The sequence below is a fragment of the Nonomuraea sp. AD125B genome, from assembly GCF_041402765.1.
GTDB classification, from domain to species: Bacteria; Actinomycetota; Actinomycetes; order Streptosporangiales; family Streptosporangiaceae; genus Nonomuraea; species Nonomuraea bangladeshensis.
Genome location: NZ_JBGLOU010000005.1, coordinates 502,256 through 528,686 on the forward strand (window position 1 = coordinate 502,256; position 26,431 = coordinate 528,686).

Sequence of the window (26,431 nt, forward strand, 5' to 3'; positions counted from 1 at the left end):
GGATCGGATGAGCACGGGTGCGAGGCGGGGGACGGCGCGGGTGGCCGCCGTGGTGGCCATGGCCTCCGCGATGTGCGCGACAGTCCACCAGCGACTGGACGCGGGAACGATCCAAGCCACCGCCCCGGCCCCGGCCGGCAGCGCCGGCATCGGTCCGGCGCTGCCGACCAGGAGCACCGCCACGGGCCTGGCCAGGAGCACCGGCGTGGCCCCGGCCGGCAGCGCCGGCCCGAGCCCCGCCCTGGGCACTGGCACTGCCCCGAGCGCCACCCCACGCCCCACCCAGCACCCCACTCAGCACCCCACCCAACACCCCGCCCAACACCCCGCCCCGAGCCCCACCGCGAGCTCCGGGGCGGGTGCGGCCGTCGCGGCGGAGGGCACGAGGCGGTCGGTCGACTGCCGGCAGGTCAAGTGCGTGGCGCTGACCTTCGACGACGGCCCCGGCCCGTACACCGACACGCTGCTGCGCCACCTCGCCGCCCACCAGGCGCACGCCACGTTCTTCGTCGTCGGCCAGAACGTCGCCGCCTACCCCTCCGTGCTGCGCCGCACCGCCGCGGCCGGGCACGAGATCGGCAGCCACACCTGGTCGCACCAGGACCTGACGAAGCTGTCCGCCGCCGGCGTACGCTCCGAGCTGGCCCGCGCCGACGAGGCGATCGAGGCCGCCGCGGGCTTCGTGCCGGCGCTCGTCCGGCCGCCGTACGGGGCCTTCGACGACGCCCTCCGCGTCAGGATCAAGCGTCCGCTCGTGCTGTGGAGCGTGGACACCCTCGACTGGCTGCACCGCGACAGCGCCCGGGTCGCCAGGGTGGCGATCAGGTCGGCCAGGCCCGGCAGCGTCATCCTGTTCCACGACATCCACCGGACGACCGTGCGGGCCATCCCCCGGGTGCTGAAGGCGCTGTCCGGGAAGGGGTACACGTTCGTCACCGTGAGCCAGTTGTTCGACGGCCGGCCGCCGCGCCTGGTCTACGAGGGGGACGCGCCGCACCGGAGCTGAACCCGGATCTGTCTGAACTTTTCCTGACACGCCCCCGTATCTGTCGGTGTGAGCGGTGGTCGCGTGTGAAACCCGAGCAGGAAGGACGCTTCGGCGGCACCGACAGCAGGGACGGCGCGCAGGCCGGCCGGGCCGGCCTGCGCGGCCCCCGCTCGATGGTGTTCGCCGTCGTCTGCGTGTACGCCGCGCTCGGCCTGCACACGCTGGCCGGCGGCTCCGGCGTCGGCCCTGGGCTGCTCGCCGCCGCCACCGCCGCCACCGGAGCGGGAGCCTTCCTCCTCGCCCGCCGCAGGCGCTCGCTCGGGACGCTGGTCGTGGCCGCCTTCGCCGCCCAGTACGGCATGCACCGCCTCTTCGGCATGGACGCCACCGCGCCCGCCTCCTCCCATCACGCACACGAGCACGGCGGCGGCGAGCTTTCCACGGGGCTCGGCATGCTGGTCGCGCACGTGGTCGTCGCGGCGCTGTCCGCCTGGTGGCTGCACCGGGGCGAGACGGCGCTGGGGATGTTCCTGACGCTGCTGGCCCGCGCGGTGTGCGGCTTCTGGCGCGGCCTGACCGCCCGCGCCCCGCTCCCGGAGACCGGCGTGGCCCGCCCGGTCGTGCCCGCCGCGGTCGCCGTACGGCAGCCGCAGGTCCTGTCGGGGGCGATGTGCCGCCGGGGACCGCCCGTCCGGCGCTGACGTAGCCCTTTCCGTTTCCGCAGCTCGCGCGGCAGGTCGACGCCGCGCGGCCGCTCCGCCGTGCCCGGAGACCCGGCACGGACCCGCCACGCCGCCCTGCCCGCACGCCCACGTGAGGAACCGCCGTGCGCGCAGGCCGGCCGTGCGCCCCCACCCCTTCGCCTCAGGAAGCTCTCCGCGCGCGAAACCTCCCGCGAGGAGCCTCCGGGCGAGGAACCCCTCCGTAAGGAACGGAGTCCCCCCATGACCTCAGTCGAAGCCCGTCCCGCCAGCGCCACCGCCCCTCCCGCCACCTCGTCCCAGCGTTACCGCGCCGTCTGGCGGTGGCACTTCTACGCGGGCCTGTTCGTCGCCCCCGTGCTGCTCGTGCTCGCCGTCACGGGCTCGATCTACCTGTTCAAGGAGCCGTTCGAGGCGTGGCGCTACCAGGACGTACGGGAGCTCGCGCAGCCGGTGGCCGCGCCGCGCCCGCTGTCGGAGCAGATCGCCGCCGCCCAGCGGGCGCGTCCCGGCGCGCCGGTGATGTCCGTCATCCCGCCAGCGTCCCCTGACCGCACCACCCGGGTCATCCTGCAGGGCGCGGACAGCGGTCCGTTCGCGCAGGGCGTCTCGGTCTACGTCCATCCCGGGACGGGCGAGGTCCTCGGGCAGATCGACGACGCGGCCACGTTCATGCGGGTGGTGCGGACGATCCACGGCGAGCTGATGTCCGGCACCGTGGGCGACCGGGTGGTGGAGGTGGCCGCGTGCTGGGCGCTGATCCTCGTGGCATCGGGCACGTACCTGTGGTGGACCGGCCGCAGGAGCCGGAGCAGGGCGTCGCGGTCGGCCCGCGGCCGGCTGCTCCGCCTGCACGTGCTGGTCGGCGTCGGCGCGGGCGCGGTCGTGGTGTTCCTGGTCATGTCCGGGCTGCCGTGGTCCGGCGTGTGGGGCGACGGGCTGCAGCGCGTCCAGGAGCGGACCGGCTCGACCGCGCCGAGCGCCGCTGACTTCCCGAGCACCTCGACGCCGCCGCTGTCCGGCGAGCTGTCCGGGAACCCGGACGCGAAGGTGCCGTGGGCGGCCGAGCGGCTGCCCGTGCCGAGCTCCGGCGGCGAGCACGCCGGGCACGGGGGCGGCGGCGGGGTGCTGCAGCCCGGCGCGCTGCCGGTGGAGGCCGCGCTGGCCGCCGCCGGGCCCTCGGTCGCCTCGTGCGCCGAGTGCGACGTCAAGGTGCTGCTGCCGGACGGCCCGACCGGCGTCTACACGGTCGTGGCCGAGCCGCGCCGCGACCCGTCGGACGCCCGTACGCTCCACGTGGACCAGTACACGGGCAAGGTGCTGACGTCGTACGGCTGGGCCGAGTACGGCACCGTCGCCAAGCTCGTCGAGCAGGGCATCGCGCTGCACGAGGGCCGCAGGTACGGGCCCGCCAACCTGGCCGTCATGCTGGCCGCCTGCCTGGCGCTGATCACGCTCGTGGTGACCGGCGCGCTGATGTGGTGGAAGCGCCGCCCCCGGGGCCGCGCCGGTGCGCCCGCGCGGCCGACGGACCGGCGCAGCGCGTACGGGGTGATCGCCATCATGGCGGTGCTCGGGCTGCTGTTCCCGCTGGCCGGGGTCACGATGGCGGCGGTGCTGCTGCTCGACCGGCTGGTGCTGCGGCGCATCCCGGCGGTGGCCAGGTTCGTGGGCTGAGATCCCCGGGCGCCGCCCGTCAGCTCGGCTCGACGGGCGGCGTGCCGTGCGTGTGGAAGGACTCGATGGTCTTCAGCCCCCACGCCTGGCCCTTGGCGCGCTCGGCCTCGGTCCAGGTCACCACGCGCCAGTCGGGGGCCAGGATGAGCCGGGTGAGCGGGTTGCACAGCTCGACGCGGTTGCCGCCGGGTTCGTACACGTAGAGGAAGAACGTCTGCTGGATGGCGTGCTTGTGCGGGCCGGTCTCGATGTGGACGCCCCGCTCCAGGCAGATGTCGGCGGCACGCAGGATGTCCTCGCGGCCGTTGGTGGCGAACGCGATGTGGTGCAGCCGCCCCGAGGAGCCCGACCAGTCGTCGGTGAAGACCAGGTCGTACGACTTGTTGCCGAAGTGCAGCCACTGCGCCGCGATGCGGCCGCTGTCGAGCATGATCTGCTCGGTGACCCGGGCGCCGAGCACGTCGCGGACGAAGGCGCCGTTCGCGGCGGCCTCGGCGGCCAGGAAGTTGACGTGGTCGAGGCGGCGCACGCCCACGCCGTGGCCGGGGAACGCCTGCGGCTGGTTCTTCAGCGCCGGGCGCAGCTCCTCGGGGGCCTCGTACCACTCCGACTCCCAGTACAGGTGCAGCTCGTGCCCGTCGGGGTCGCGGAAGGCGTACGTCGGGCCGCGCCCGGCGTCGCCGTCGCGCCAGCCGATGCCGAGCCCGGAGTCCTTGATCGCCGCGATCCGGCGCTCCAGCGCCTCCTGACTGCTCGCGCGCAGGCCGGTGGCGCGCAGGCCGGAGGTGCGGTGGGCGGTCAGCTTGAGGCTGTGGTGCTCGTAGTCGTCGTAGGTGCGCAGGTAGACGGAGTCGCCGTCCTCGCCGGCGCGGGTCATGCCGAGGATCTCGGTGAAGAACCACAGGCTCCGCTCGGGCTCGGGCGTGAGCAGCTCGGCGTAGGCGAGGTGGGCGACGTCGTGCAGCAGGGCGTTCATCGGGTCGTCGGTCCTTCGTCCGGTCGCGGGCGGGGGAAGACCGTCCCGTCGAAGAGCTTGCGGGCGGTGCGTACGTTCGCGGCGCGCACGGCGGTCGGCGGGTCGGTGGTGAGGTCGAGCTCCACCTCGACCTCCAGGTGCCCGGTCGGGTGCTCGACGGCCACGCGCGGCCCGCCGGGCAGCCGGGCGAAGCGGCGGGCCACGCCGTACGGCAGCAGCGCGGCCGTCACGACGCTGACCGCGCCGAGCACGCCGATCGAGGTGTGCGGGCGGACGGGGATGAACGTGCGCGTGCACAGCGCGCCCCCGTCGCGGGGCGGCGCGACGAGCGTGGTCTTCGGCACGGACGCGCCGGTGACGTCCCCGAGCCCCATCAGCTCCCCGGCGCGCAGGCGCAGCGCCTGCACCCGCCCGGCGAGCGCGGCGTCGGCGGCCAGTTCCTCGTACGGCTCGTAGCCGGTGAGGCCGAGATCGGTCGCCGCCGCCACGACGACCGGCATGCCGTTGTCCACGCAGGTGACCTCGATGCCGTCGATGACGTCCCGCTGGTTGCCGGTGGGCAGCAGGCTGCCGGTGCTGGAGCCGGCGGTGCCCGCGAAGCCGAGCACGACGGCCGCCGCCGTGCCGGGCACGCCCGAGATGGCGGTGCCGCCGCGGTAGTCGACCCGGCCGCCGGGGGTCGGGAAGCGGGCCGTGGCGAGACCGCCGGTGTTGACCAGGCGGATGCGGGTCTCGGTGTGCTCGCCGCCCGCCCGGATCAGCCCGCGCTCCACGGCGAACGGGCCGACCCCGGCGAGCAGGTTGCCGCAGTTCTGCGTGCCCGTGACGGCCGGCTCGTCCACGGCCACCTGGAGGAACAGGTAGTCGAGGTCGGCGGCGGGGTCGGCGGAGCGGGACACCACGGCGGCCTTGCTGGTCAGCGGGTGTGCGCCGCCGATGCCGTCGATCTGGCGCGGGTCGGGGCTGCCGAGGACGCGCAGCAGCAGCTCGTCCCGCTCGCCGGGGTCGGCGGGCATGTCTTCGGCGAGGAAGTACGCGCCCTTGGAGGTGCCGCCGCGCATCAGCATGCAGCGCACGCCGGCGTCAGGCACCGTGGTCCTTGGCGTACTCGTCGGCGGTCAGGTAGACGATGCCGAGGTCCGGCAGCCGCTCGCGCAGCCCGTACCGGTCGAGGCCCAGCTCGCCCTTCATGAACGCCTCCCGCGTGGCGGCCTCCTTCGCGGCCCGCGCCTCGGCGGCGGCGATGCCGAGCTCCAGGTCGCCGCGCGGCACGACGAGCACGCCGTCGTCGTCGGCGAGGATCACGTCGCCGGGCCGGATGATCTGGCCGCCGATGGCGACCGGCACGTTGACGGCGCCAGGTGTGGCCTTGACGGTGCCCTGCGCGCTGACGGCCGCGCTCCAGGCGGGAAAGCCCATGGCCCGCAGTTCGGCGACGTCCCGTACGCCGGCGTCGATCACCACGCCGCGCACGCCGCGGTGCCGCAGGGCCGTGGCGAACAGCTCGCCGAACATCCCGTCCGTGCACGGCGAGGTCGTGGCGACCACCAGCAGGTCGCCTTCGCGGCACTGCTCGACGGCGACGTGGATCATCAGGTTGTCGCCGGGCCGGCAGATCGCGGTGACGGCGCTGCCGCCGACGCGCGCCCCTGGCCAGGCGGGGCGCAGGCGGGGGCCGAGGTAGCCGGTGCGGCCGGTGGCCTCGTGGACGGTGGCGACGCCGTACGCGGCCAGGACGTCGACGCGGGCCAGGTCGGGGCGCGGGATGCCGGTGACGACGACGTTCCTCATGCGAGGGTGCCTCATGCCAGTTGGTCCGTCACCTGCGGGTAGAGCCGCATGAACGCCTCGGCCCTGGTGTCGTGGGACAGCCCCAGGTTGGGGCCGGCGTTGCGCTTGAGCTGCACGCCGCGGCGTACCGCGAGGTCGGTGTAGTAGTCCCACATGTGCTGCTGGGCCGGCAGGCACTCCATGGCCTTGCGCTTGGCCTCGAACACGGGGGTGATGTCGAGCAGCACGTCGGGCTTGAAGTCGCACTGCTCGGGCTGGTGCGGCTCGAAGAAGAACACCGGGGGCGCGCCGAGCGGCTCGCCGGGGGCGTCGTAGCCGATCGCCTGGGCCAGCACGCGGGCCTGGAGCGCCATGCGGGCCGCCGCCGGGTGGTCGCCGTTGTACGGGTCGGCGAGCGGGTGCGTGAGGACCACGTCGGGCTCGGTCTCGCGGTGGACGCGCACCAGCCGGTCCACCAGTTCCGGCGTCTCCACCAGCGGGTAGTCGCCCGCGTCGAGGAACTCGATCTCGGCGCCCAGCGCGGCGGCGGCGTGCTCGGCCTCCTCCCGGCGGATGGCCTTGATCTCGTCGAGGGTGTGGCCGGCGCGCCACGCCTTGGCGGACTCGCCGCGTTCGCCGTAGCTGAGGCAGACCACCTTGGCCCGGCCGCCGCGGTGCGCGGCCAGCGCGATGGCGCCGCCGGCGCGCCAGACGAAGTCACCCGCGTGGGCGCTGATCACCAGAAGAGTCACGTCCCGACGCTATGAGCGGGTTCGGAAGATTGTCAACACTTTCGTCACCAATTGCGGCTTTGGGGCGGATACGCTCTGAGGCAGCAGAGGATCGACAATATTGTCAACGAAAGGGGGTGGGAGCTCGTGGAAAGACTTCAGGTGGCGCTGCTCGGCCACGGCGAGGCCGGCCGCGCACTCGCCGCCGGCCTCGGCCCGAGGGTACGGCTGCGCGTGTACGACCCGGCGTACCCGCCGGGCGGAGCCGCAGGAGGACTCGCCGTTGGGCTCGTGGGCAGTAATGCGGAGGCCGTGTGTGGGGCCGAGGTCGTGATCGCGGTGACCGCCGGGGCCGACAGCCTGGCCGCCTGCGCGGAGTCCGTCCCGCACCTGCGACCCGGCGCGCTCTACGCCGACCTGTCGACCGCCGCTCCACGCGACAAACGCGAGATCGCCGCCCTGGTGGAGGCGGCCGGCGCGGTCGCCGTGGGCGGGGCCATCATGGCGCCGGTCCCGCTGCGCGGCCTGGCCACGCCGATCCTGGCCAGCGGCGCGGGCGCGCAGCGTTTCGCCGCCTTCGGCCGCGCCCACGGCATGGACGTGACCCCGATCGGCGGCGACCCCGGCGACGCCGCCGCCCGCAAACTGCTGCGCAGCGTGCTGGTGAAGGGCCTGAGCGCGCTCGCCATCGAGGCGCGGGCCGCCGCCGAGGCCGCCGGGCTGGCCGAGTGGTTCTGGGAGCACCTGGTGGAGACGGTGACGAGCGCCGACGAACGCTTCGTACGGCGTCTGCTGGAGGGCGCCGGGCAGCACGCCGTACGGCGGGTGCACGAGATGGACGCGGCCACCCGCATGCTGGAGGAGCTGCGCGTCCCGCCCACGATGACCGCCGCCACGGCCGCCACCCTGCGCCGGGTCGCCGAGACCGGCCTCCCGCCCCTCCCCCGCGGCGACCGGTCCCCGGAGCCGGAGACGATCAGTCCGGGCTCGACTCCAGGGCCTTGACCACGCTGCGCAGGTGCTGCTGCATGCTCGTCTGCGCGGCCTCGGGGTCACGCGCGACGATGGCCGCCACGATCAGCTCGTGCTGCGGCAGCGACACGGCCGCCCGTCCCGGCTGCCGGGCCAGGCGGAACTTGTGCCGCACCACCTGCGCCCCCAGCCGTTCGATGATCGCCGCCGCGGTGCGGTGCCCGGCGATCTCGCGGATCCCGGCGTGCAGGGCGACGTTGAGCTCGGAGTAACGGTCGAGGTCGTTGGCCTCCACGGCGGCCCGCATGTCGGCGACGATCGCCCGCAGCTCGGCGGCCTGCTCCGGCGTCACCCGCTCGGCGGCCTTGTACGCGGCCAGCCCCTCCAGCACCATGCGGACTTCGGTGATCTCGACGGCCTCGGCCTTGGAGATCGCCCGGACCCTGGCGCCCTTGTTGCGCATGATCTCGACCAGGCCCTCGGACGCCAGCTCCTTGAACGTCTCACGCACGGCCGCCCGGCTCGCCCCGAACTGCTCGCACACGTCGGCCTCGATGAGGCGCTGGTTGGGCACGAAGTCCCCGCCGAGTATGACCGCCCGGACGCGGTCGGTCAGCGTCTCGCTCAACGGACATCCTCCCGCCGTCTGCGTGCACCAAGGCAGACAATATTATCGACAATCACCGCCCACAGGCGTCGTACCGCTTTCGATCATTTCATTCCCGGACTGTCGGTCGCCTCCGATAGGTTCCCGGATCAGTTGATCAAGCCGTTCGCGCAGGAGCGGGCACTCCCGCCTGCCCCGCGACCGGCGAGGCAGGAGGTTACGACGCCGTGGACGCGGACAGAACCGCGTGGGAGCAGCGCAGCGTGGTGCGGGTGGTCGCGCCCGTCGAGCCGCGCAAGCTGGCCAAGGTGCCCTTCGTCGAGCTGGCCGACGGCCGGCTCCAGGGGGTCGTGTCGAGCGGATCCGACATCGAGCGGGTCTACGTCTCCTCCATCACCGCCGGCAGCCTGGCGATGAGCTGCAGCACCAACAACAACCGGCCCTGCGGGGCCCTGCACGGCTACGCCTGCAAGCACGTACGCCTGCTGGCCGACGAGGCGATCCTGCAGTACGGCCTCGACCGGGTGGCCCGCTACCTGCGGGTGGAGGCGGACCCCTCGACCGGGCTGAACCTCAACGGGCCGGTCGAGCGCACGCCGGCGGCCGTCGTGTTCAGCCGGTTCCTGCGCCACCTGGCCTACCTGGAGGTCCCCGACAGCACGGAGCCGCTGGCCGAGCTGCACTGGTTCCCCGCGATGGGGGCGGTGCGCCGATGAACGACCTGCTGACGAACGAGGTGAGCGGCTGATGCTCGACCTACAGCTCGGTGAGCTGACCGCGGCCGGGCCGGACGGCGTGGACGAGGCGCTCGGCCTGGTGGCCGGGTTCGACGGCGCGCTCGCGCACGGCTTCGCCAGGATCGGCGAGGAGCCGGCGGCGGCGCTGGCCGCCCTGGCGGGCGCGATGGCCGGCGGGCCGCTCGGCGAGCGGGCCATCGAGGCCGTGGACAAGGTGATCGCGGGCTCCATCGGCGACGAGCACCTGGCGGTGCTGGCCGGCGCGCGTGCCGCCCTGACCGGCGCGGTGCACGACGCCCTGCTGGCGAGGCTCGACACCGCCCTCGGCCGCGAACGCGCCCCCTGGGAGGCCGCGTCGGCGACCGGCGCCGTGCCTCCCGGCTCTGCCCCGGCGACCGGCGCCGCGCCTTCCGGCGCCGCCCCTGCGACTGGCGCGGAGATTCCCGCCAACCTGCTGGCCGGTTGCCGGGCATGGCTGCGTGAGCTGGCCATCGCCGGCTGGCGTGGCGTCGACCACGACGTGGTCGCCCCGTCCGATCAGGCGATCGAGGCACTTCTCGCGGTGCCCGCGCTGCGTGGCCTCGCGGTGCTGCTCGACGGCCTGGCGGCGGAGCTGCGCGCGTCCTGCCCGGTGGGCACGATGGACCGCCTGCCCGCGCGCCGCTGGGGCGACCTGTGGACAAGGGGCGTGCTCCTCTCCCGGTCCGGCCCCTGGCACGGCGGCGCGGAGCCCGTGTCGGGCCGGCTGCTGATCCTCGGCGCCGACGTGCACGAGCACGCCACCGTGATCCGCGTCCAGGTGCACGGCATCCTGGAGCCCGCCGGCGGCGGTCAGGCGCGGCTGGTGCGCACCGGCGTCGCCGCCGCCAAGGTCGACACGATCGTCGGCCCGGCCGTGTGGCGGCTCATGTCCGGCCATCCGGTGCTGCTCGGCGCGCTCGCCGGGCACCGCGCGCTCGACCTCACGGACATGCCGCTGCTGCCCGGCGGCGACCTGGTGTGGCACGACGACCGGGCCGCCGCGGGCGAGGAGGCCGACCCGTTCACCACCGCCCGTGTGCTGCTCGGCGCGGCGCAGGCGGCGCCGGTCCCGCCGCTCGACCGCCACCCGGTGCGCATCGCCGAGCCGGTGCTGGTCGAGGGCTACAAGGTCGACGGCGGCACGCTGGAGCTCGGCGGCAGCAGGATCGAGCTCGACCTCGACCGGCTGCCGACCGGCACCCCGCTGACGCCCGAGCTGGTGGCGGCCTCGTCGGCCTGCCTCGGCCTGGTGCGCTGGGACGGGCGGTGGCTGCTGCAGCCGCTCGCCGTCCAGGCCACGGTGAAGAAGAAGCCGGTCACCGCGCACACCGGCGACTGGGCGCTCGGCCCCACCGACCCCAAGGTGGTCAAGGCCGAGGCCAAGGCCGGCGACGCGGTGGCGGTGCTGCGCGAGCGGGCGGGACGGTTGCTGCGCAAATGACGGAGAAGAACGAGAACGGCGACGCGGGGGTCCACCCCGACGAGACCCGCCGTCAGGTCCTCTACTGGCGGCTCATGTCGCGGCTGTTCGGCGCCGACGAGCAGCCCGCGCTGGAGAGGTCCAGCCTGGCCGTCGTCGAGGACCTCGGCCTGCCGCCCGCGCTGCTCGACCCGGGCGTCTCGGTCGACACCCTGGTCCAGCGCCACCCCGCGCTCGCCGACGAGCTCGACGACCTGCTGTCCGACAAGGAGCACGAGGCGGGCGGCGAGGTCCGCCGCGCCGCGCTGGTCTCCAAGCTGCTGCTCAACGTCTTCTGCACCGGCTCGGGCAACGTGACGGCCCAGCAGCTCGAACGCTGGAAGCGGGACGCCGGCTGGCTGAGCAAGGGCCGGGGCACCGAGTCCGGCGGGCGGGGCCACAGCCCCGGCGACGACGAGGTGGCCGCCGTGCTCGCCATGATCGAGGGCGACCTGGTCAAGCGCATGCGCCTGCGCGAGGTGCTGGCCGACCCCAACCTGGCGCGGCAGCTCACGCCGAGCATGTCGCTCATCGAGCAGCTGCTGCGCGACAAGCACAACCTGTCGGGCGTGGCGCTGGCCAACGCCAAGGCGCTGATCCGCAGGTTCGTGGACGAGGTCGCCCAGGTGCTGCGCACCCAGGTCGAGAAGACCAGCGTGGGCGTCATCGACCGGTCGGTGCCGCCGAAGCGGGTCTTCCGCAACCTCGACCTCGACCGGACCATCTGGAAGAACCTCACCAACTGGAGCCCCGAGGACCAGCGGCTCTACGTGGACCGGCTCTTCTACAAGCACACCGCGCGCCGCACCACCCCGGCCAGGATGATCGTGGTCGTCGACCAGTCGGGCTCGATGGTGGACGCGATGGTCAACTGCACGATCCTCGCCTCCATCTTCGCCGGGCTGCCCAAGGTGGACGTGCACCTCGTCGCGTACGACACCCGGGCGCTCGACCTGACCCCGTGGGTGGCCGACCCGTTCGAGGTGCTGCTGCGCACCACGCTCGGCGGCGGCACCGACGGCACGGTCGCGATGGCGCTGGCCCGCCCCAAGATCGCCGATCCGCGCAACACCGTCATGGTGTGGATCAGCGACTTCTACGACAACCGCTCGCTGATCACCGACTTCGAGGCCATCCACCGCTCCGGGGTGAAGTTCATCCCCGTGGGCTCGGTCAACAGCTCCGGCCACCAGAGCGTGGACCCGTGGTACCGCCAGAAGCTCAAGGACATGGGCACCCCCGTGCTCTCCGGCCACATCCGCAAGCTCGTCTTCGAGCTCAAGAACTTCCTCACCTAGGAGACCCCCTGATGAGTGACGACATGCTGCGCGCCCCCGCAGAGGTCAAGTACGCCGACGAGCTCGACTACCTGGAGTCCGTCGACGACAACCCCAAGCCGTTCTCGTGGCGGCTCAGCCCCAAGATGATCCGGCTGTTCATCCTCGGCTCCGAGCGCGCCGACGGGCTCGACCGCGAGATCCCGCAGAAGTGGTTCGGCGACCGCAGCTTCGTCGAGCGCAGCATCGTGACGCTCGCCTCCGACCGGGGCCTGCTGCTGATCGGCGACCCGGGCACCGGCAAGAGCTGGCTGGCCGAGCTGCTGTCCGCGGCGATCTGCCGCAACTCCACGCTCGTGGTCCAGGGCACCGCCGGCACGACCGAGGACCACATCAAGTACTCGTGGAACGTGTCCATGGTCATCGCCAAGGGCCAGTCGCGCCAGTCGATGATCCCCTCGCCGATCATGACGGCGATGGAGCGCGGCGTCATCGGCCGCTTCGAGGAGCTGACCCGTTCGACCAGCGACGTCCAGGACGCGCTGATCTCGATCCTGTCGGAGAAGTACGTCTCCATCCCCGAGCTGGACGACGACAACATCGTCTTCGCCCAGCCCGGCTTCTCCATCATCGCCACGGCCAACAGCCGCGACCGGGGCGTCAACGACCTGTCGTCCGCGCTGAAGCGCCGCTTCAACTTCGTGCGCATCCCGGTCGTGACCAACAAGAACAGCGAGGCGGAGATCGTCCGCTTCCGTACCGAAGAGCTGCTGCGGCGGCACCGGATCGAGCTCGACCTGCCGCCGACGCTGCTCGACATCCTGCTGCAGAGCTTCGCCGACTTGCGCTCGGCGGCCGCCTCGGCCACCAGCGACGACGAGCGGCTGGAGTCGGCGCTGTCCACGGCCGAGCAGATCGGCGTGCTGGAGGACGCCATCCTGCACAGCCACTTCTTCGGCGACCGGGTGCTGCGCGCCCAGACGCTCGCCGGGTCGCTGGTCGGCTCGCTGGCCCGGCGCAGCCCCGAGGACCTCGCGATACTCAACAAGTACCTGCACGGCGTGGTGGAGCCGCGCGGCAAGAAGGACGGCGGGCCGTGGCAGGAGTTCCTCGAGGGCGGTCGCGACGCCATCGCGACACTGTCTTGAGCGGGCCCGACTTGAACGGGCCTGACATGAGCGGGCCCGACATGAGCGGGCCCGCGGAACGCGACGACCCCGCGGGCGCGTTCGGCCCGCTCAGGGACCAGCTCGCGCAGGCCGCGCGCGAGTTCGGCGGCGACGCCGTCTCGGCGGTCCTCACCGGCATGGTCGACGACGTGGACCGGGCGCTGCGCGAGGAGCTGGAGATCTTCCCGGTCTGCCACCACTCGCCGGCCTCGGCGCTGGCGATGGTGCGCAGGCTGCGCGACAAGCAGCCGAAGGTCATCTACCTGGAGCTGTGCGAGGACCTTCAGCCGCTGCTCACCGAGCTGCGCAACTGCCGGTTGCCGGTGGCGGTGCAGGCGTTCGCCACGCATCTCGACGGGTTCCCCCAGGAGTGGGCGCCGCTCAGCGTGGTGGCGCCGATCACCGAGGCGTCGGCCGAATACCAGGCGATCGCGTACGCGCTGGAGACCCCCGGCGTGGAGCTGGTGCTGGTCGACCGCTCCACCGACCACGTCTTCCAGTGGGCCGCGAAGGAGGACGCGCCCGAGGGCGAGCACGCCCGCCCCCAGGGCGAGGAGGCCGGGCTGCACGGCGACGCGATCGGCGTCGAGATCGGCGACCTGCGCCCCCGCTTCGCCGAGCTGGAGGAGCACCTGCTGCACCACGGCAAGGTGCGCCACTGGTCGGAGTGGTGGGACCAGTACGTCGAGCAGCCCCTGTCCGGCGCCGACCACGACACCTACCGCCAGGTGATGACGCTGATCGGCAGCCTGTTCCGCCGGCTGAGCCGCGACCCGGCCCGGCTGGCGGCCGACGAGGACCGCGAGCGCTACATGTGGACGAGGATGCGCGAGCACCTCGCCGCCACCGGGGCCGACCCCGCCGACTGCCTGTACGTGTGCGGCGCCTTCCACGCCGCCAGCGACGTCGAGCAGTTCGGCGTACGCTCCACCGCCCCCTTCGCGATCACCCCGCGCACCGGCACGACCTGGCTGTACGGGCTCATCCCCTCCAGCCACTCGGCCATCGAGGCGCAGTTCGGGCTGGCCTCGGGGTCGGTGTCGATCGCGGCGGCGACGTGGGCGAAGGCGGTCAAGCGCGACAGGCTGACGCCCTACCGGCTCGCGGGGCAGAAGAGCACGGGCAAGCAGGCGGCCCGCAAGGCCGCGCCGGCCCCCGCCGTCGATCCGGCCCCCGCCGACCGGCTCACCGGGTTCCTGTCCCGGCCGCCCGTGCTCGACGCGCTCGACGAGGCCGAGCTGCTCGGCTGGTGCGTGGACATCGTCCGGCTGGCCCGCCGCAACGGCTACCTCGCCAGCACGGCGGACGCGATCGCGGTGTTCGAGACCTCGATCCTGCTGGCCGGGATGCGCGGCCGGGCCCGGCCCACCCCGTACGACTTCCAGGACGCGGCCGTCACCTGCATCGAGAAGGACGTCGTGCCCGGCCGCAGGGACGTGGCCCGGCTGTGCGAGATCCTGCTCGGCAGCGACCGGGTCGGCGCGGTCGGCTACGACGCCCTGCCGCCGCTGGCCAGGAACGTCCTCGACCGTCTCGCCCCACTCGGGCTCGACCTGGAGAAGCGCACGATCCAGCGGGCCCTGCTCGACCTGCACGCCGATCCCGACCTCCGGCCCTGCTCCGACCTGCTGTGGATGCTGCGCTACCTGCTGCCGCCCGAGGCCGTACGCCCCATCATGGGCGAGCGGCGGCTCGGTGAGCGCTCGATCCAGGAGAGCTGGGACCTCGCGCTCGGCAAGCACCAGCGCTCGCTCATCGAGCTCGGCTACGACGGCGTGACCGTCGAGCAGGTGCTGGAGCAGCGGCTGCGGCGGCGGGTCTGGGCTCCGGAGGCGACGGCGGCGGTCGCGCTGGCGGCGGTCGAGGACGCCGTGCTCTACCTCGGCAGCCGGCGCTTCGCCGACGAGCTGGGGGCGCGGGCGGTGGAGCTGCTGTCCGCCGAGCGCAGCGCCGACGACGCGCCCGAGGTGCTGAGCCGCATCCGCCGGCTGCTGGCCTACTACCGGGCGAACGAGCCCGTGCTGCCCGCCTGGTGCGAGGAGTTCGCCACCGCCGGCTACGCCCACTACTGCACGCTCCTGCCGACGGCGTTCGTCGACGACGACACCGGCGTGCGGCAGGTGGGGGCGATGCTCGGGTTCCTGTTCTCGATGGAGAGCCTGGCGCTGGCGCTGGGCTGCGACCGGGCGCAGCTCGAACTGGCGGTGCGGCAGTCGCATCCCGAGGCGCCGGCCAAGGTGGCGCTGCTGTGGGCGGCGCGCACCCAGCTGGGGCTGCTGACCGTGGCCGAGCTGCGGGAGCGGTGCGAGGAGCTGCTGGGCAACCCGCTGGTGGTGCCGTCGTTCCCGCAGTACATCATGGGGTTCGTCCAGGCCATGGAGCCGGTGCCGGCGCTGTCGGGGTTCGTGGTGGAGGTGATCTCCAAGGCGTTCGGGCGGCTGCCCGACCCGGTGCTGCTGCCGTGGCTGCCGAAGCTGATCACGACGCTGCGCACCGAGGCCGCGGAGCTGATGCCGGCCCTGGTGCGCGAGGCGGGCCGCACGTTCCCCGGCTCGCTGGCCGAGGTCGACTCCTGGACCCCGCCCTGGTCGCCGCGTCCGGCTCCTGCCGCCGGGGCCGTGTCCCGGCCGGCCGCCGCGCCCGCGGGTCCGGCCGCCGAGCTGCTGTCGGCCCACCGTACGGCCTGCGACGCGGTGGCGGTCCTGCTCGGCTGCGAGCCCGTCTGGCACGAGGCGGTCTCCGCGCCCGCGTCCCCGGCGGCCCTTCTCGTGGCCGCTCACCCGGAGCCGGCCCAGGCGCTGGCCGCCCTCCTCAGTTGAACGTGCCGCCCCGCCCGGGATGCCGGGCGGGGCGGGCGGGCGGCTACGGGAGGGGGAGGACGGCGGTGGCCTCGACCTCGACGAGCTGGCCGGGGTAGCCGAGCACCGCCACGCCGAGGAGAGTGCTGGGCACGTCGTGCCCGTCCATGTGCTCGCGGTAGACCTTCCAGGCGGTCACCAGGTCGGAGCGGTCGGTCGAGGCCACGTACACGGTGGTCTTGACGAGGTCGGTGAGGGTGGCGCCGACGGCGGCGAGCGCGTCGGCGAGGTTGCGCATCACCTGGTGGGTCTGCCCGGCGACGTCACCCGGGCAGACGGTCGCGCCGTCGGCGTCGAGCGGGCAGGCCCCGGCCGCCCAGACGGCGCGCGCGGGCACGTCGGCGACAGCGGCGTACGCGTACTCGGCGGGAGCAAGACCAACATCCCGGATCAATCGGACAGCTTGCGTCATGCGGCCAGACCCTACTGGCCCCGCCGGGATTTTCGCGCGCGAATTATTGACGCCCTCCGCAGCTTGAGGTTACGGTCGTCTCACAACTAAAAGGAAACTTTCCTAATAGTTTCCTGGCATCCCACCCCCCAACAAGCCCCCCAACGGATGTCGGAGCGACATGAGAAACAAGATCCTCGCCTGCCTGGCCGCGCTCGCGCTGCCGCTCACCTCCGTCGCCGTGGCGCCGCCCGCCGCCTACGGCATGGTCATGGCCGCCGCGTGGGCCCCGTGGACCGCCTACGCCACCGGCGCGGTCGTCACCTACAACGGCGTCGACTACGTCTGTCTCCAGGGCCACACCTCCCAGCCCGGCTGGGAGCCGCCGAACGTCCCCGCCCTCTGGAAGGTCTCCACCGGCGGCGGCACCGACACGACCGCGCCGTCCGTGCCCGGCAACCTCCGCTCGACCGGCGTCACCTCCAGCAGCGTCTCGCTCGCCTGGAACGCCTCCACCGACAACGTCGCCGTCACCGGCTACGAGGTCTACCGAGGCAGCACCCTCGTCACCACGGTCACCGGCACCACCTACACCGACACCGGCCTGACCGCGAGCACCGCCTACACCTACACGGTCCGCGCCCGCGACGCCGCCGGCAACCGCAGCGCCGCCAGCGCCGCCGTCACCGCCACCACCTCGAACGGCGGCGGCACGGACACCAGCGCGCCCTCGGTGCCCGGCAACCTCCGCTCCACCGGCGTCACCAGCAACAGCGTCTCGCTCGCCTGGAACGCCTCCACCGACAACGTCGCCGTCACCGGCTACGAGGTCTACCGAGGCAGCACCCTCGTCACCACGGTCACCGACACCGCCTACACCGACACCGGCCTGACCGCGAGCACCGCCTACACCTACACCGTCCGCGCCCGCGACGCCGCCGGCAACCGCAGCGCCGCCAGCGCCGCCGTCACCGCCACCACCTCCACCGGCACCGGAGGCGGCGGGAACAAGGTGCTCGGCTACTTCGTCCAGTGGGGCGTCTACCAGCGCGGCTACCACGTCAAGAACATCGACACCAGCGGCTCGGCGGCCAAGCTGACGCACATCAACTACGCCTTCGGCAACGTGACGAACGGCCAGTGCGCGATCGGCGACAGCTACGCCGACTACGACCGCTTCTACCAGGCGGGCGAGAGCGTGGACGGCGTCGCCGACACCTGGGACGCCGGCGCGCTGCGCGGCAGCTTCAACCAGCTCCGCAAGCTGAAGAAGAAGTACCCGAACCTGAAGGTGCTGTTCTCCTTCGGCGGCTGGACCTGGTCCGGCGGCTTCGCCCAGGCCGCGCAGAACCCGGCCGCGTTCGCCGACTCCTGCTACAAGCTGGTGGAGGACCCGCGCTGGGCGGACGTCTTCGACGGCATCGACATCGACTGGGAGTACCCGAACGCCTGCGGCCTCACCTGTGACAGCAGCGGCCCGGCGGCGTTCAGGAACCTCATGTCGGCGCTGCGCTCGCGCTTCGGCTCCGGCAACCTGGTCACCGCGGCCATCACCGCCGACGGCACCAACGGCGGCAAGATCGACGCGGCCGACTACGGCGGCGCCGCCCAGTACGTCGACTGGTACAACGTCATGACCTACGACTACTTCGGCGCCTTCGCCGCGCAGGGCCCGACGGCCCCGCACTCCCCGCTCACCTCCTACTCCGGCATCCCGACGGCCGGCTTCTACTCCGACGCCGCGATCCAGAAGCTCAAGAGCAAGGGCGTGCCGTCGAGCAAGCTGCTGCTCGGCATCGGCTTCTACGGCCGCGGCTGGACCGGCGTCACGCAGGCCGCGCCGGGCGGCACCGCCACGGGTCCGGCGCCGGGCACGTACGAGCAGGGCATCGAGGACTACAAGGTGCTCAAGACCCGCTGCCCGTCCACCGGCACGGTCGCCGGCACCGCCTACGCCTACTGCGGCAACCAGTGGTGGAGCTACGACACGCCGGCCACGATCGGCGGCAAGATGAGCTACTCGAAGAACCAGGGCCTCGGCGGCGCGTTCTTCTGGGAGCTCAGCGGTGACACCTCCAACGCCGAACTCCTCACGGCCATGAGGAACGGCCTCGGCTGATCCGACCCGCGAGACCGGCCCGCCGCACCCGGCGGGCCGGTTTCCGCATGTCAGGCCGCCGACAGCTCGGCCACCTGCTCGGGAGTGAGCGACACGGCCGCGGCGCCCATGTTCTCCTCCAGGTGATCGAGGGACGAGGTGCCCGGGATCGCGACGAGGGCCGGGGAGCGGGCCAGCAGCCAGGCCAGGCTGACCTGGGCGGGCGTGGCCCCGAGGGCGCGGGCCACGTGGCCCACGGGCCCGCCCGGCGCGGCCAGCCGGCCCTTGGCGATGGGGGTGTAGGCGATGAAGGCGAGGCCCTGCGCCTCACAGTGGTCGAGGACGTCCTCCGAGGCCCGCAGGGTGAGGTTGTAGCGGTTCTGGACGCTCGCGATCTCCACGACCCGCCGGGCCTGCTCCAGTTGCGCGACGGTGACCTCCGACAGCCCGATCGCGGCGATCTTGCCCTCGTCGCGGAGCGCCTTGAGCTCGCCGACCTGGTCCTCCAGGGGCACCTCGGGGTCGACGCGGTGGAGCTGGAGCAGGTCGAGCCGGTCCACGCCGAGCCGGCGCAGGCTCATCTCGACCTCCTGCCGCAGGTACGCGGGCCGCCCCACGGGGTGCCACTCCCCCGGCCCGGTGCGCACGAACCCGGCCTTGGTGGCGATCGTCACGTGCTCCGGGTACGGGTGCAGCGCCTCGCGGATGATCTCCTCATTGACGTAGGGGCCGTAGGAGTCGGCGGTGTCGATGAAGTCGGCCCCCAGCTCGACGGCCCGGCGCAGCACGCGGACGCACGCCTCGCGGTCCTCGGGCGGCCCCCACACGCCGGGGCCGGTGAGGCTCATCGCGCCGAATCCCAGGCGGTGCACGGTCCGGCCACCGATGGTCAACGTTCCGTGATGCAACAGAGACATCCCCAATCTTCTTATCTACGGCGATTCTTACTAGTTTCAGGACACGCGCGCATCTTCGACCCGGGTCTCCCCTTACGTACCGAGGAGCAACGGAAACATGCGTTCCCTACTCGGCGCCATCACGGCGGCCGCGGTCGTCTTCCTCCCGTTAGCCGTGGCCGGCCCCGCCCAGGCGCACGGCCGCGACGACGCCGCCGTACGCAAGCTCGTCAAGGACGTGACCGGCAAGAACGTCAAGAAGCACCTCAAGGCGTTCCAGGCCATCGCCGACGCCAACGACGGGACCCGCGTCTCCGGCAGCGCCGGCTTCGACGCCTCCCGCGACTACGTGGCGCGCAAGCTGCGCGCCGCCGGCTACGAGGTGACGATCCAGCCCTTCGAGTTCACCTTCGACGGCTACCGCACCCCGCCCGTGCTCAAGCGCACCAGCCCCGCCCCGGCGAAGACGTACACGTACGGCTTCTTCCAGGACTACGTGGCGATGGGCGACTCGCCGGCCGGCGCGGCGAGCGGCACCGTCCAGGCCGTCGACCTGGTGCTGCCGCCCGGCCCGGCCAACTCCTCGTCGTCCGGCTGCGAGGCGAGCGACTTCGCGGGCTTCGTCCCGGGCAACGTGGCGCTCATGCAGCGCGGCACCTGCAACTTCCGCGTCAAGGTGGACAACGCCATGGCGGCAGGCGCGTCCGCGGCCATCGTGTTCAACGAGGGCCAGGAAGGCCGCACCGAGGTGGACCTCAACCCGGTGCTCAGCGGGCCCGGCGTCACCATCCCGTCGTTCTTCACCCGCTTCTCCGTCGGCCAGGAGCTGGCCGCGGCCGCGGGCGCCACGGTCCAGATGAACTGGGACCCGGTGGTGGAGCAGCGGACCACGTACAACGTGATCGCGCAGACCAGGAAGGGCGACAGGAACAACGTCGTCATGCTCGGCGCGCACCTGGACGGCGTCCAGGAGGGCCCCGGCATCAACGACAACGGCTCGGGCAGCGCCGGCATCCTGGAGGTCGCGCTCCAGTTCGCCAAGACCAAGCCGAAGAACCAGGTGCGCTTCGCCTTCTGGGGCGCCGAGGAGTTCGGCCTGCTCGGCTCGGAGCACTACGTGGCCACCCTGCCGGAGGCCGAGCGCGCCAAGATCGCGCTCTACCTCAACTTCGACATGATCGCCTCGCCGAACTACACCTTCGGCATCTACGACGGCGACGGCGACGCGTTCGGCACCTCAGGGCCGGCCGGGTCGGACGTGATCGAGGAGGACTTCGAGAAGTTCTTCGCCGGGCGCGGGCTGCCGTACACCGCGACCGCGTTCACCGGGCGCTCCGACTACGGAGCGTTCATCGCGGCCGGGATCCCCTCCGGCGGCCTGTTCACCGGCGCTGAGGAGCTGAAGACGGCCGAGGAGGCCGCGATCTTCGGCGGCACGGCGGGCGCCCCGCTCGACCCGTGCTACCACAGCGTCTGCGACACCATCGCCAACATCAACGACAAGGCCCTGGACGTCAACTCCGACGCCATCGCCACGCTGACCGCGCGCTACGCCTTCGACACCGGCTCGATCGGCGCCGCGGGGACCGCCCGCGCCGCGTCGGCGAAGCGGAGCGCCGGCACGCACACCCACCAGCCCGCCGACGCGGCGAGCTGACCTTCGCGGATGGCGGGGACGCCGGTTCCCGCCATCCGCCACGATCACGGCCGCTGGTGGCCGACCCTGACCGGCAGCGGGCCGCGCTCCCGATCGACCACCGTCCGCGTGGCACACCGATTCCCCCGTTACTGTCCGTTACCGTGCCAAGTGAACGGGGGGAGAATGCTTGTGACACATACGTGGTGGTCCCGCAGGCGCGTCTCGCGCAGAGGACTGATCGTCACCGGAGCCTTCGCGGCGGGAGCGCGCCTGCTCGGCAAGCCGTCGGAGACGGACCCCGTCCCGGCTTCTCCCGTGCCCCTTTCCTCGGCAGGGCTGTCGCGCGCGGTGCAGCTGCGCGCCCTGCCCACGACGCTGACCCTGGGCGAGCACACGGTCAGCACCTGGACCTACAACGGCATGCTGCCCGGCCCGATGATCAGCGCCACGGCCGGTGGCGTGGTCCGCGCGCCGCTGGTCAACGGGCTGCCGGACCCGACCACCGTGCACTGGCACGGCATCCAGATCGCCCACCGCATGGACGGCGCGCCCGGCTACTCCCAGCAGGCCACCCCGGCGGGCGGCCGGTTCGACTACGCCTTCCGGGTCCCGGACCCGGGGACGTACTTCTACCACTCGCACGTCGGCACGCAGGCCGACCGCGGCCTGTACGGGCCGCTCGTGGTGCACGACCCGCGCGAGCCGCTGAGCTACGACGTGGAGTTCACGGTGCTGCTCGACGACTGGCTCGACGGCATCCTCGGCACCCCCGACGAGGTGCTGACGAAGCTCAACGCCAGCAACGACCACGACGACACCCTGCGCAGCACCTTGCTCGGCGGCGTCACGGCCGAGGTCCGCCACCCGCTCTACCTGGTCAACGGGCGCGCCCCGGAGACGCCGGCGACGTTCACCGCGCGGCCGGGGCGGCGGGCCAGGTTCCGGGTCATCAACGCGGCCGCCGACACCGCCTTCCGCGTCGCGCTCGGCGGCCACCGTCTGACCGTCACGCACGCCGACGGGTTCGCCGTCAAACCGGTCACGGTGGACACGTTCCTCATCGGGATGGGCGAGCGCTACGACTTCCTGGTCCGGCTGGACGACGGGGTGTTCCCGCTGGTGGCGCTGGCCGAGGGGAAGGGGGCGCGGGCGTTCGCGCTGGTGCGCACGGCGAGCGGGACCGCCCCGGCCTCGGACGTGCAGCCCTCGCAGCTCGACGGGCAACTGCTGGCCTACCGCGACCTGCGGCCCCGGCGCGCCGACAACCTGCCCCGCCCTTCGCGGACCGTCCTGGTGGAGCTCGGCATGCGCGAGTCGGGCAACGAGTGGACGCTGAACGACCGGCTGGCGGGGGACCCGTACCGGCTGCAGGTGGACCGGGGCGAGACCGTACGGGTGGTGCTGGACAACCTGTCGCCCATGTGGCACCCGATGCACCTGCACGGGCACACGTTCCAGGTGCACGTGCCGGGCGGGCGCGGGCCGCGCAAGGACACCGTGAACGTCAAGCCGCGCGAGCGCGTCGAGTTCGACGTGCAGGCCGTCAACCCCGGCGAGTGGATGTTCCACTGCCACAACCTGTACCACCAGGAGCAGGGCATGATGGGCGTCCTCGGCTACGGCCCGCAGGCCAGTGTCACCGTCACCGGCACGGGCATGGGCCACCACTAGCGCGTCCCGGACGGCCTCACCTCTCGCGTCTGGGCGCGGTGAGGTGAGGGGGGACCCTTGCGACGTGGCCCCGGGCTGCGGAAGGATCACCGAGTCACCCCCCGCGCTTGCCGCATGACGACATGGAGAGGTCGTGCGCACACAGCAGAGCATCGAACAGTTCGGCTACCGCCAGGAGTTACACCGCGGGGTCGGGCTGGCCGACCTCGTCTTCTACGGCCTGGTGTTCATGGTCCCGATCGCGCCCTTCGCGATCTTCGGGATCGTCTACGCCGAATCCGGCGGCATGCCGGTGCTGGCCTACCTCGTCGGGATGATCGCCCTGCTGTTCACCGCGTCGTCGTACGCGCAGATGGTCAAGGCGTTCCCGCTGTCCGGCTCCGTCTACAACTACGCGGGGCGCGGCATCGCGCCGCCGGTCGGGTTCCTCACCGGCTGGATGGTGCTGCTCGACTACATCCTCGTGCCGAGCCTGCTCTACCTGGTCGCCTCGATCGCCATGAACGACGTCGTCCCTGCCGTCCCCGTGTGGGCCTGGGTGATCGGCTTCGTGGCCGTCAACACGACGATCAACCTGCGCGGCATCCGCATGACGATCCGGCTCACCCGCGTGATGATCGTCGGGGCGCTGGTCGTGCTCGCGCTGTTCCTGCTGGTCGGGATCTGGGCGCTGCTGCAGGGCAAGGGGAGGGGGTTCAGCCTGACGCCGCTGTTCAACGGCGACACCTTCTCCTGGCCGATCGTCTTCGCCGCGGTCTCGGTCGCGGTGCTGTCCTTCCTCGGCTTCGACGGGATCAGCATGCTGGTGGAGGAGTCCACCGGCGGCTCCGAGCAGGTCGGCCGGGCCATGCGGCTGGCGCTGGTGCTGGCCGGGGTGCTGTTCATCACCCAGGTCTGGGTCGCCGCCCTGCTCGTGCCCGATCCGGACGGGTTGCTCACCAGCGGCTCCGACACCGCCTTCTACGACGCCGCGGCGGTGGCGGGCGGTGAGTGGCTGCGCGACGTCACCTCGATCGCCACGGCGCTGTTCTGGGGGCTGGCCAACACGCTGGTGGCCCAGGTGGCCGTCTCGCGCCTGCTGTACGCGATGGCCCGCGACCGGCAGCTCCCGTCGTTCCTCGCCAGGGTGTCGGTCCGGCACTCCGTGCCGGCCAACGCGATCATGCTGGTGTCGGCGCTGTCGGTCGGGCTCGGCATCTGGATGTCGGTCAGGGACGACGGCGTCGGCGTGCTGAGCAGCCTCATCAACATGGGCGCGATGGTGGCCTTCGTCGTCCTGCACGTGTCGGTGATCGTGCACTACACGGTGCGCGGCCGTTCGGGGGCGTGGTGGCCGCACCTGGCCGCGCCGCTGATCGGCATGGCGATCCTGATCTTCGTGGTGATCAACGCGAACGTCCTGGCGCAGGTCGTCGGGCTGATCTGGCTCGCGCTGGGGGCGCTGGCGCTGCTCGTGCTCTATCTGCTCGGCCGCCGCCCCGTCCTCGGCGGCGTGCCCGCCGACCGGTTCTAGCGGCGCCGCCATGGACCGGCTGCCGCTCCACCACGACCTGTACCTCATCGCGCACGGCCAGGCCGGGAAACTGCTCATCCATCCGTCCTCGATGGCGCTCGGGCTGGCCGGCGCGGCGCTGCTGGAGCTGGCGCTGGACGGCCGGGTCGCGGTCGCCCGGGGCCGGGTGGCGGCCTCCGTGCCGGCCACGGGCGGCGGCGACGCCTTCGCCGACGACCTGCTCGCGCTCGTCGCCGGCGAGCCGGGCGACGTCCGTACGCCGATCAAGAGGGCGGCCGGCGACGCCTACGAGCGCACCCGCGAGGCCCTGACCGGCTCCGGGGTGCTGCGCCGCACCACCAGGCGGGTGATGGGCGTGCTGCCGACCACCCGCTACGAGCCCGCCGACATCGCCTCGGTGGTGCGCGCCTCGTCCGGCGCCCGCTCGGCCGTCGAGGGCTGGCGGCAGCCGGACGCGCGCTGCGCCGCGCTGTGCGGGCTGGTCGCGGTGCTGCGGCTGGAGGAGGAGCTCTACCTCGACCAGCCGTCCGGGCAACTGGTCGGCCGGCTGCGCGAGATCGCCCGCGAGAGCTCGCGCGAGGTCGCCGAGCTGGTCGGCATCGTGGAGGGCCTGGTCGGGGAGGCCGCGGTGGCGGTCTACCGCTGACCGGTCGCGGAGACTACTTGTCCTCGCCGGTCTCCAGACCTTCCGGGTGGTGCACGGTGACGTCGTAGGTGGTCGGGAACAACCGGCGGAAGGCGGTGTCCACCCCGCCGCCGGCCTCGATGACGATCTTCGATTCACGGGTGATGTCCCGGACCTGCGAAACGACCACCTCGTGGGCCTGGTCCGGCTGCCTGGGCCCGCCGGGCTGGACGATCTCCTGCTCTTCGGCCATGTCCGATCCTTCCGTCCTTATGGGCATATATAGCAAGTCTCGCCGACCATCGCTGATCTGTGTGAAGTCATGGACGAGGCCGCGGATGGGAGCTACGCTCCGGTCGCCGGCACATGGGGGATTTGCGATGAGTTATACCTTGTTACGCGGCGTCTTCGTCATCCGCTACCCCGACTCGCCGCGGCGCGGCCCCGAGCCCGACGGCGACACCGTCAAGTTCAGGCCCGACAACCCCGCGCTGGTCGAACGGCTGGCCCGGCACTCCGGACGGCCCCCGGCCCTGAGCCGCCGCGGCGTGTCCATCCGCCTCGAGGCCGTGGACGCGCTGGAGACCCACTTCGCCGAGACCCACCAGGAGCCCGCCGGCGCGTACGCCGCCCGCGACGAGCTGCTGCGCCTGCTCGGCTTCACGAACGTCGTCTTCTGGGACGACCTGCCCAACACGGTCCGCTCCGCCGACCAGGACGAGCTCCGCGGCCACGTCCTCACCAACGGCGTCGACGCCAACGGCCGGCTCATCGGCTTCGTCCGCGCGGGCGAACATCCCGGGCCCGACGGCGCGGCCGTGTTCCTCGACGCGGCGGGCGTGGACGACACCGTGAACGCCGCGCTGCTCGCCGCCGGGCTGGTCTACCCGGCGTTCTACGCGACGCTGCCCGGCGAGTTGCGTACGCATCTGGCCGAGGTGTCGGCGCAGGCCCGGCAGAAGGCGCTGCCGGGCGGCATCTGGCCGCGCGCGACCGGCGACCCCGGCGGTCCGGCCCCGATCGACGGGCTCGCGGCGGCCGAACGGCTCGTCCTGTGGCCGAAGCTGTTCCGGCGGCTGGTGCCGTACTTCGCCGAGGGGTTCACCGACCTCTCGCACTTCGACACCTGGCTGCGGGCCGACCCCGTGCACCGCGACGACCAGCTCTTCCTGCTCGACACGCTGGAACGCGGCAACCTGCACGACGTCGTACGCGCCTCCGGGCAGCAGATCCAGCTCACGGTGTGGCCGGAGCGGTTCGTCATCGACCCCGACCCCGCGCCGCCCGGCGCTCCGGTGCGGTCGTCGTTCACCGCCGCGGGCGACGTGCTGATCGTGGCCGCCCTGCCCGATGCGCGCGGCCCCGACCACGGGAGCGAGTCCGTCACGCTGCTCAACCTGACGCCCGGCACCGTGGACCTCACCGGATGGTCGCTGTCCGGGTCGTCCGGCGGGCGCATGGGGCTGATCGGCACCCTCGCGGGCGGCTCGACGGTGCGGGTGACGCTCGGCGGGCCGCTCCGGCTCGGCAACCAGGGCGGCGGCCTCGTCCTCGTGGACGCCGACGGCACCACCATCGACCAGGTCACCTACAAGGCCGACCAGGTCCGCGCGGGGCGGACCATCTGCTTCGGCCGCTGATCTCCCACCCCGGGG

23 protein-coding genes are annotated in these 26,431 nt (G+C 72.8%); 15 read left to right on the plus strand and 8 right to left on the minus strand.

Annotation, left to right across the window (positions count from 1 at the left end):
• Window positions 1-7: 7 nt before the first annotated feature.
• From ACBR40_RS16790 to ACBR40_RS16800, 3 genes are all read left to right on the plus strand, one after another.
• Window positions 8-1,006, plus strand: coding sequence for a polysaccharide deacetylase family protein (locus tag ACBR40_RS16790; protein WP_371249313.1), 999 nt, complete (start codon window positions 8-10; stop codon window positions 1,004-1,006).
• Between the two features lie 65 nt (window positions 1,007-1,071).
• On the plus strand, window positions 1,072-1,689 hold the full coding sequence (locus ACBR40_RS16795; RefSeq protein WP_344204631.1) for an MFS transporter: 618 nt from the start codon (window positions 1,072-1,074) through the stop codon (window positions 1,687-1,689).
• A 243-nt stretch (window positions 1,690-1,932) separates the two neighbouring features.
• Complete coding sequence (locus ACBR40_RS16800; protein WP_371249314.1) at window positions 1,933-3,366, plus strand: PepSY-associated TM helix domain-containing protein; 1,434 nt, start codon at window positions 1,933-1,935, stop codon at window positions 3,364-3,366.
• 19 nt (window positions 3,367-3,385) lie between these two features.
• Here the strand turns inward: ACBR40_RS16800 and ACBR40_RS16805 are convergent, their stop codons facing one another.
• From ACBR40_RS16805 to ACBR40_RS16820, 4 genes are read right to left on the minus strand one after another with little or no spacing between them, the layout of a single operon-like run.
• Entirely contained in the window at window positions 3,386-4,342 is a 957-nt protein-coding gene (locus tag ACBR40_RS16805; RefSeq protein ID WP_371249315.1) for a catechol 2,3-dioxygenase, read from the minus strand.
• Window positions 4,339-5,433, minus strand: a complete 1,095-nt coding sequence (locus ACBR40_RS16810) for a 4-oxalomesaconate tautomerase (protein ID WP_371249316.1) — start codon at window positions 5,431-5,433, stop codon at window positions 4,339-4,341. The genes ACBR40_RS16805 and ACBR40_RS16810 overlap by 4 nt, the downstream gene beginning before the upstream one ends.
• A complete protein-coding gene (locus ACBR40_RS16815) occupies window positions 5,426-6,133 on the minus strand; it encodes a 4-carboxy-4-hydroxy-2-oxoadipate aldolase/oxaloacetate decarboxylase (RefSeq protein WP_371249317.1) in 708 nt (235 codons plus the stop codon). Before ACBR40_RS16815 ends, ACBR40_RS16810 begins: the two co-directional genes overlap by 8 nt.
• Before the next feature lie 11 nt (window positions 6,134-6,144).
• Window positions 6,145-6,864: a PIG-L deacetylase family protein gene (locus ACBR40_RS16820; RefSeq protein ID WP_344204637.1), complete on the minus strand. Its 720-nt coding sequence runs from the start codon at window positions 6,862-6,864 to the stop codon at window positions 6,145-6,147.
• Between the two features lie 126 nt (window positions 6,865-6,990).
• Between ACBR40_RS16820 and ACBR40_RS16825 the strand changes: the two genes are divergently transcribed.
• Complete coding sequence (locus tag ACBR40_RS16825) at window positions 6,991-7,848, plus strand: DUF1932 domain-containing protein (protein ID WP_371249318.1); 858 nt, start codon at window positions 6,991-6,993, stop codon at window positions 7,846-7,848.
• Here the strand turns inward: ACBR40_RS16825 and ACBR40_RS16830 are convergent.
• Window positions 7,820-8,443 carry a GntR family transcriptional regulator gene (locus ACBR40_RS16830; RefSeq protein WP_344204640.1) on the minus strand — a complete coding sequence of 208 codons (624 nt, stop codon included), beginning with the start codon at window positions 8,441-8,443 and terminating at the stop codon, window positions 7,820-7,822. The genes ACBR40_RS16825 and ACBR40_RS16830 overlap by 29 nt on opposite strands.
• 206 nt (window positions 8,444-8,649) lie before the next feature.
• Here ACBR40_RS16830 and ACBR40_RS16835 point away from each other — a divergent pair, with 206 nt between their 5' ends.
• The 5 genes from ACBR40_RS16835 to ACBR40_RS16855 are packed head-to-tail and all read left to right on the plus strand — an operon-like array spanning window position 8,650 to window position 15,904.
• Window positions 8,650-9,138, plus strand: coding sequence for a hypothetical protein (locus ACBR40_RS16835; protein ID WP_344204641.1), 489 nt, complete (start codon window positions 8,650-8,652; stop codon window positions 9,136-9,138).
• Window positions 9,139-9,169: 31 nt separating this feature from the next.
• Window positions 9,170-10,621 carry a hypothetical protein gene (locus ACBR40_RS16840; protein ID WP_371249319.1) on the plus strand — a complete coding sequence of 484 codons (1,452 nt, stop codon included), beginning with the start codon at window positions 9,170-9,172 and terminating at the stop codon, window positions 10,619-10,621.
• On the plus strand, window positions 10,618-11,937 hold the full coding sequence (locus ACBR40_RS16845; RefSeq protein WP_371249320.1) for a VWA domain-containing protein: 1,320 nt from the start codon (window positions 10,618-10,620) through the stop codon (window positions 11,935-11,937). The genes ACBR40_RS16840 and ACBR40_RS16845 overlap by 4 nt, the downstream gene beginning before the upstream one ends.
• Window positions 11,938-11,948: 11 nt before the next feature.
• Window positions 11,949-13,064, plus strand: a complete 1,116-nt coding sequence (locus ACBR40_RS16850; protein ID WP_344204645.1) for an AAA family ATPase — start codon at window positions 11,949-11,951, stop codon at window positions 13,062-13,064.
• A 26-nt stretch (window positions 13,065-13,090) separates the two neighbouring features.
• Entirely contained in the window at window positions 13,091-15,904 is a 2,814-nt protein-coding gene (locus ACBR40_RS16855; protein ID WP_371249321.1) for a hypothetical protein, read from the plus strand.
• Window positions 15,905-15,947: 43 nt separating this feature from the next.
• Here ACBR40_RS16855 and ACBR40_RS16860 read toward each other — a convergent pair whose 3' ends face one another.
• The gene (locus ACBR40_RS16860; protein ID WP_371249322.1) at window positions 15,948-16,355 is read right to left on the minus strand and encodes a RidA family protein; all 408 of its coding nucleotides are present in this window, start codon (window positions 16,353-16,355) and stop codon (window positions 15,948-15,950) included.
• A gap of 160 nt (window positions 16,356-16,515) precedes the next feature.
• Here ACBR40_RS16860 and ACBR40_RS16865 point away from each other — a divergent pair, with 160 nt between their 5' ends.
• Window positions 16,516-18,453 (plus strand): glycosyl hydrolase family 18 protein, encoded by a 1,938-nt coding sequence (locus ACBR40_RS16865; protein ID WP_371249323.1) that lies wholly within the window; start codon window positions 16,516-16,518, stop codon window positions 18,451-18,453.
• A 50-nt stretch (window positions 18,454-18,503) separates the two neighbouring features.
• Here ACBR40_RS16865 and ACBR40_RS16870 read toward each other — a convergent pair whose 3' ends face one another.
• Entirely contained in the window at window positions 18,504-19,349 is an 846-nt protein-coding gene (locus ACBR40_RS16870; protein WP_371249324.1) for an aldo/keto reductase, read from the minus strand.
• Window positions 19,350-19,446: 97 nt separating this feature from the next.
• On the opposite strand from ACBR40_RS16870, the gene ACBR40_RS16875 reads away from it, so the two are divergent.
• From ACBR40_RS16875 to ACBR40_RS16890, 4 genes are all read left to right on the plus strand, one after another.
• Window positions 19,447-20,985: a M28 family metallopeptidase gene (locus ACBR40_RS16875; protein WP_344204653.1), complete on the plus strand. Its 1,539-nt coding sequence runs from the start codon at window positions 19,447-19,449 to the stop codon at window positions 20,983-20,985.
• 165 nt (window positions 20,986-21,150) lie between these two features.
• A complete protein-coding gene (locus ACBR40_RS16880; RefSeq protein ID WP_371249325.1) occupies window positions 21,151-22,638 on the plus strand; it encodes a multicopper oxidase family protein in 1,488 nt (495 codons plus the stop codon).
• A 133-nt stretch (window positions 22,639-22,771) separates the two neighbouring features.
• The gene (locus ACBR40_RS16885) at window positions 22,772-24,151 is read left to right on the plus strand and encodes an APC family permease (protein WP_344204655.1); all 1,380 of its coding nucleotides are present in this window, start codon (window positions 22,772-22,774) and stop codon (window positions 24,149-24,151) included.
• Between the two features lie 10 nt (window positions 24,152-24,161).
• Window positions 24,162-24,797: a GPP34 family phosphoprotein gene (locus tag ACBR40_RS16890; protein ID WP_371249326.1), complete on the plus strand. Its 636-nt coding sequence runs from the start codon at window positions 24,162-24,164 to the stop codon at window positions 24,795-24,797.
• Window positions 24,798-24,810: 13 nt separating this feature from the next.
• Here ACBR40_RS16890 and ACBR40_RS16895 read toward each other — a convergent pair whose 3' ends face one another.
• Window positions 24,811-25,029 (minus strand): hypothetical protein, encoded by a 219-nt coding sequence (locus tag ACBR40_RS16895; RefSeq protein ID WP_371249327.1) that lies wholly within the window; start codon window positions 25,027-25,029, stop codon window positions 24,811-24,813.
• A 127-nt stretch (window positions 25,030-25,156) separates the two neighbouring features.
• On the opposite strand from ACBR40_RS16895, the gene ACBR40_RS16900 reads away from it, so the two are divergent.
• Window positions 25,157-26,416 (plus strand): lamin tail domain-containing protein, encoded by a 1,260-nt coding sequence (locus ACBR40_RS16900; protein WP_371249328.1) that lies wholly within the window; start codon window positions 25,157-25,159, stop codon window positions 26,414-26,416.
• Window positions 26,417-26,431 lie beyond the last annotated feature (15 nt).

Coding starts and splice junctions, on each gene's coding strand:
- ACBR40_RS16815 (WP_371249317.1), bottom strand. CDS start 6,133: ATGAGGAACGTCGTCGTCACCGGCATCCCGCGCCCCGACCTGGCCCGC.
- ACBR40_RS16790 (WP_371249313.1), top strand. CDS start 8: ATGAGCACGGGTGCGAGGCGGGGGACGGCGCGGGTGGCCGCCGTGGTG.
- ACBR40_RS16870 (WP_371249324.1), bottom strand. CDS start 19,349: ATGTCTCTGTTGCATCACGGAACGTTGACCATCGGTGGCCGGACCGTG.
- ACBR40_RS16865 (WP_371249323.1), top strand. CDS start 16,516: ATGAGAAACAAGATCCTCGCCTGCCTGGCCGCGCTCGCGCTGCCGCTC.
- ACBR40_RS16880 (WP_371249325.1), top strand. CDS start 21,151: ATGCTTGTGACACATACGTGGTGGTCCCGCAGGCGCGTCTCGCGCAGA.
- ACBR40_RS16900 (WP_371249328.1), top strand. CDS start 25,157: ATGAGTTATACCTTGTTACGCGGCGTCTTCGTCATCCGCTACCCCGAC.
- ACBR40_RS16860 (WP_371249322.1), bottom strand. CDS start 16,355: ATGACGCAAGCTGTCCGATTGATCCGGGATGTTGGTCTTGCTCCCGCC.
- ACBR40_RS16840 (WP_371249319.1), top strand. CDS start 9,170: ATGCTCGACCTACAGCTCGGTGAGCTGACCGCGGCCGGGCCGGACGGC.
- ACBR40_RS16805 (WP_371249315.1), bottom strand. CDS start 4,342: ATGAACGCCCTGCTGCACGACGTCGCCCACCTCGCCTACGCCGAGCTG.
- ACBR40_RS16845 (WP_371249320.1), top strand. CDS start 10,618: ATGACGGAGAAGAACGAGAACGGCGACGCGGGGGTCCACCCCGACGAG.
- ACBR40_RS16855 (WP_371249321.1), top strand. CDS start 13,091: ATGAGCGGGCCCGACATGAGCGGGCCCGCGGAACGCGACGACCCCGCG.
- ACBR40_RS16850 (WP_344204645.1), top strand. CDS start 11,949: ATGAGTGACGACATGCTGCGCGCCCCCGCAGAGGTCAAGTACGCCGAC.
- ACBR40_RS16800 (WP_371249314.1), top strand. CDS start 1,933: ATGACCTCAGTCGAAGCCCGTCCCGCCAGCGCCACCGCCCCTCCCGCC.
- ACBR40_RS16895 (WP_371249327.1), bottom strand. CDS start 25,029: ATGGCCGAAGAGCAGGAGATCGTCCAGCCCGGCGGGCCCAGGCAGCCG.
- ACBR40_RS16875 (WP_344204653.1), top strand. CDS start 19,447: ATGCGTTCCCTACTCGGCGCCATCACGGCGGCCGCGGTCGTCTTCCTC.
- ACBR40_RS16890 (WP_371249326.1), top strand. CDS start 24,162: ATGGACCGGCTGCCGCTCCACCACGACCTGTACCTCATCGCGCACGGC.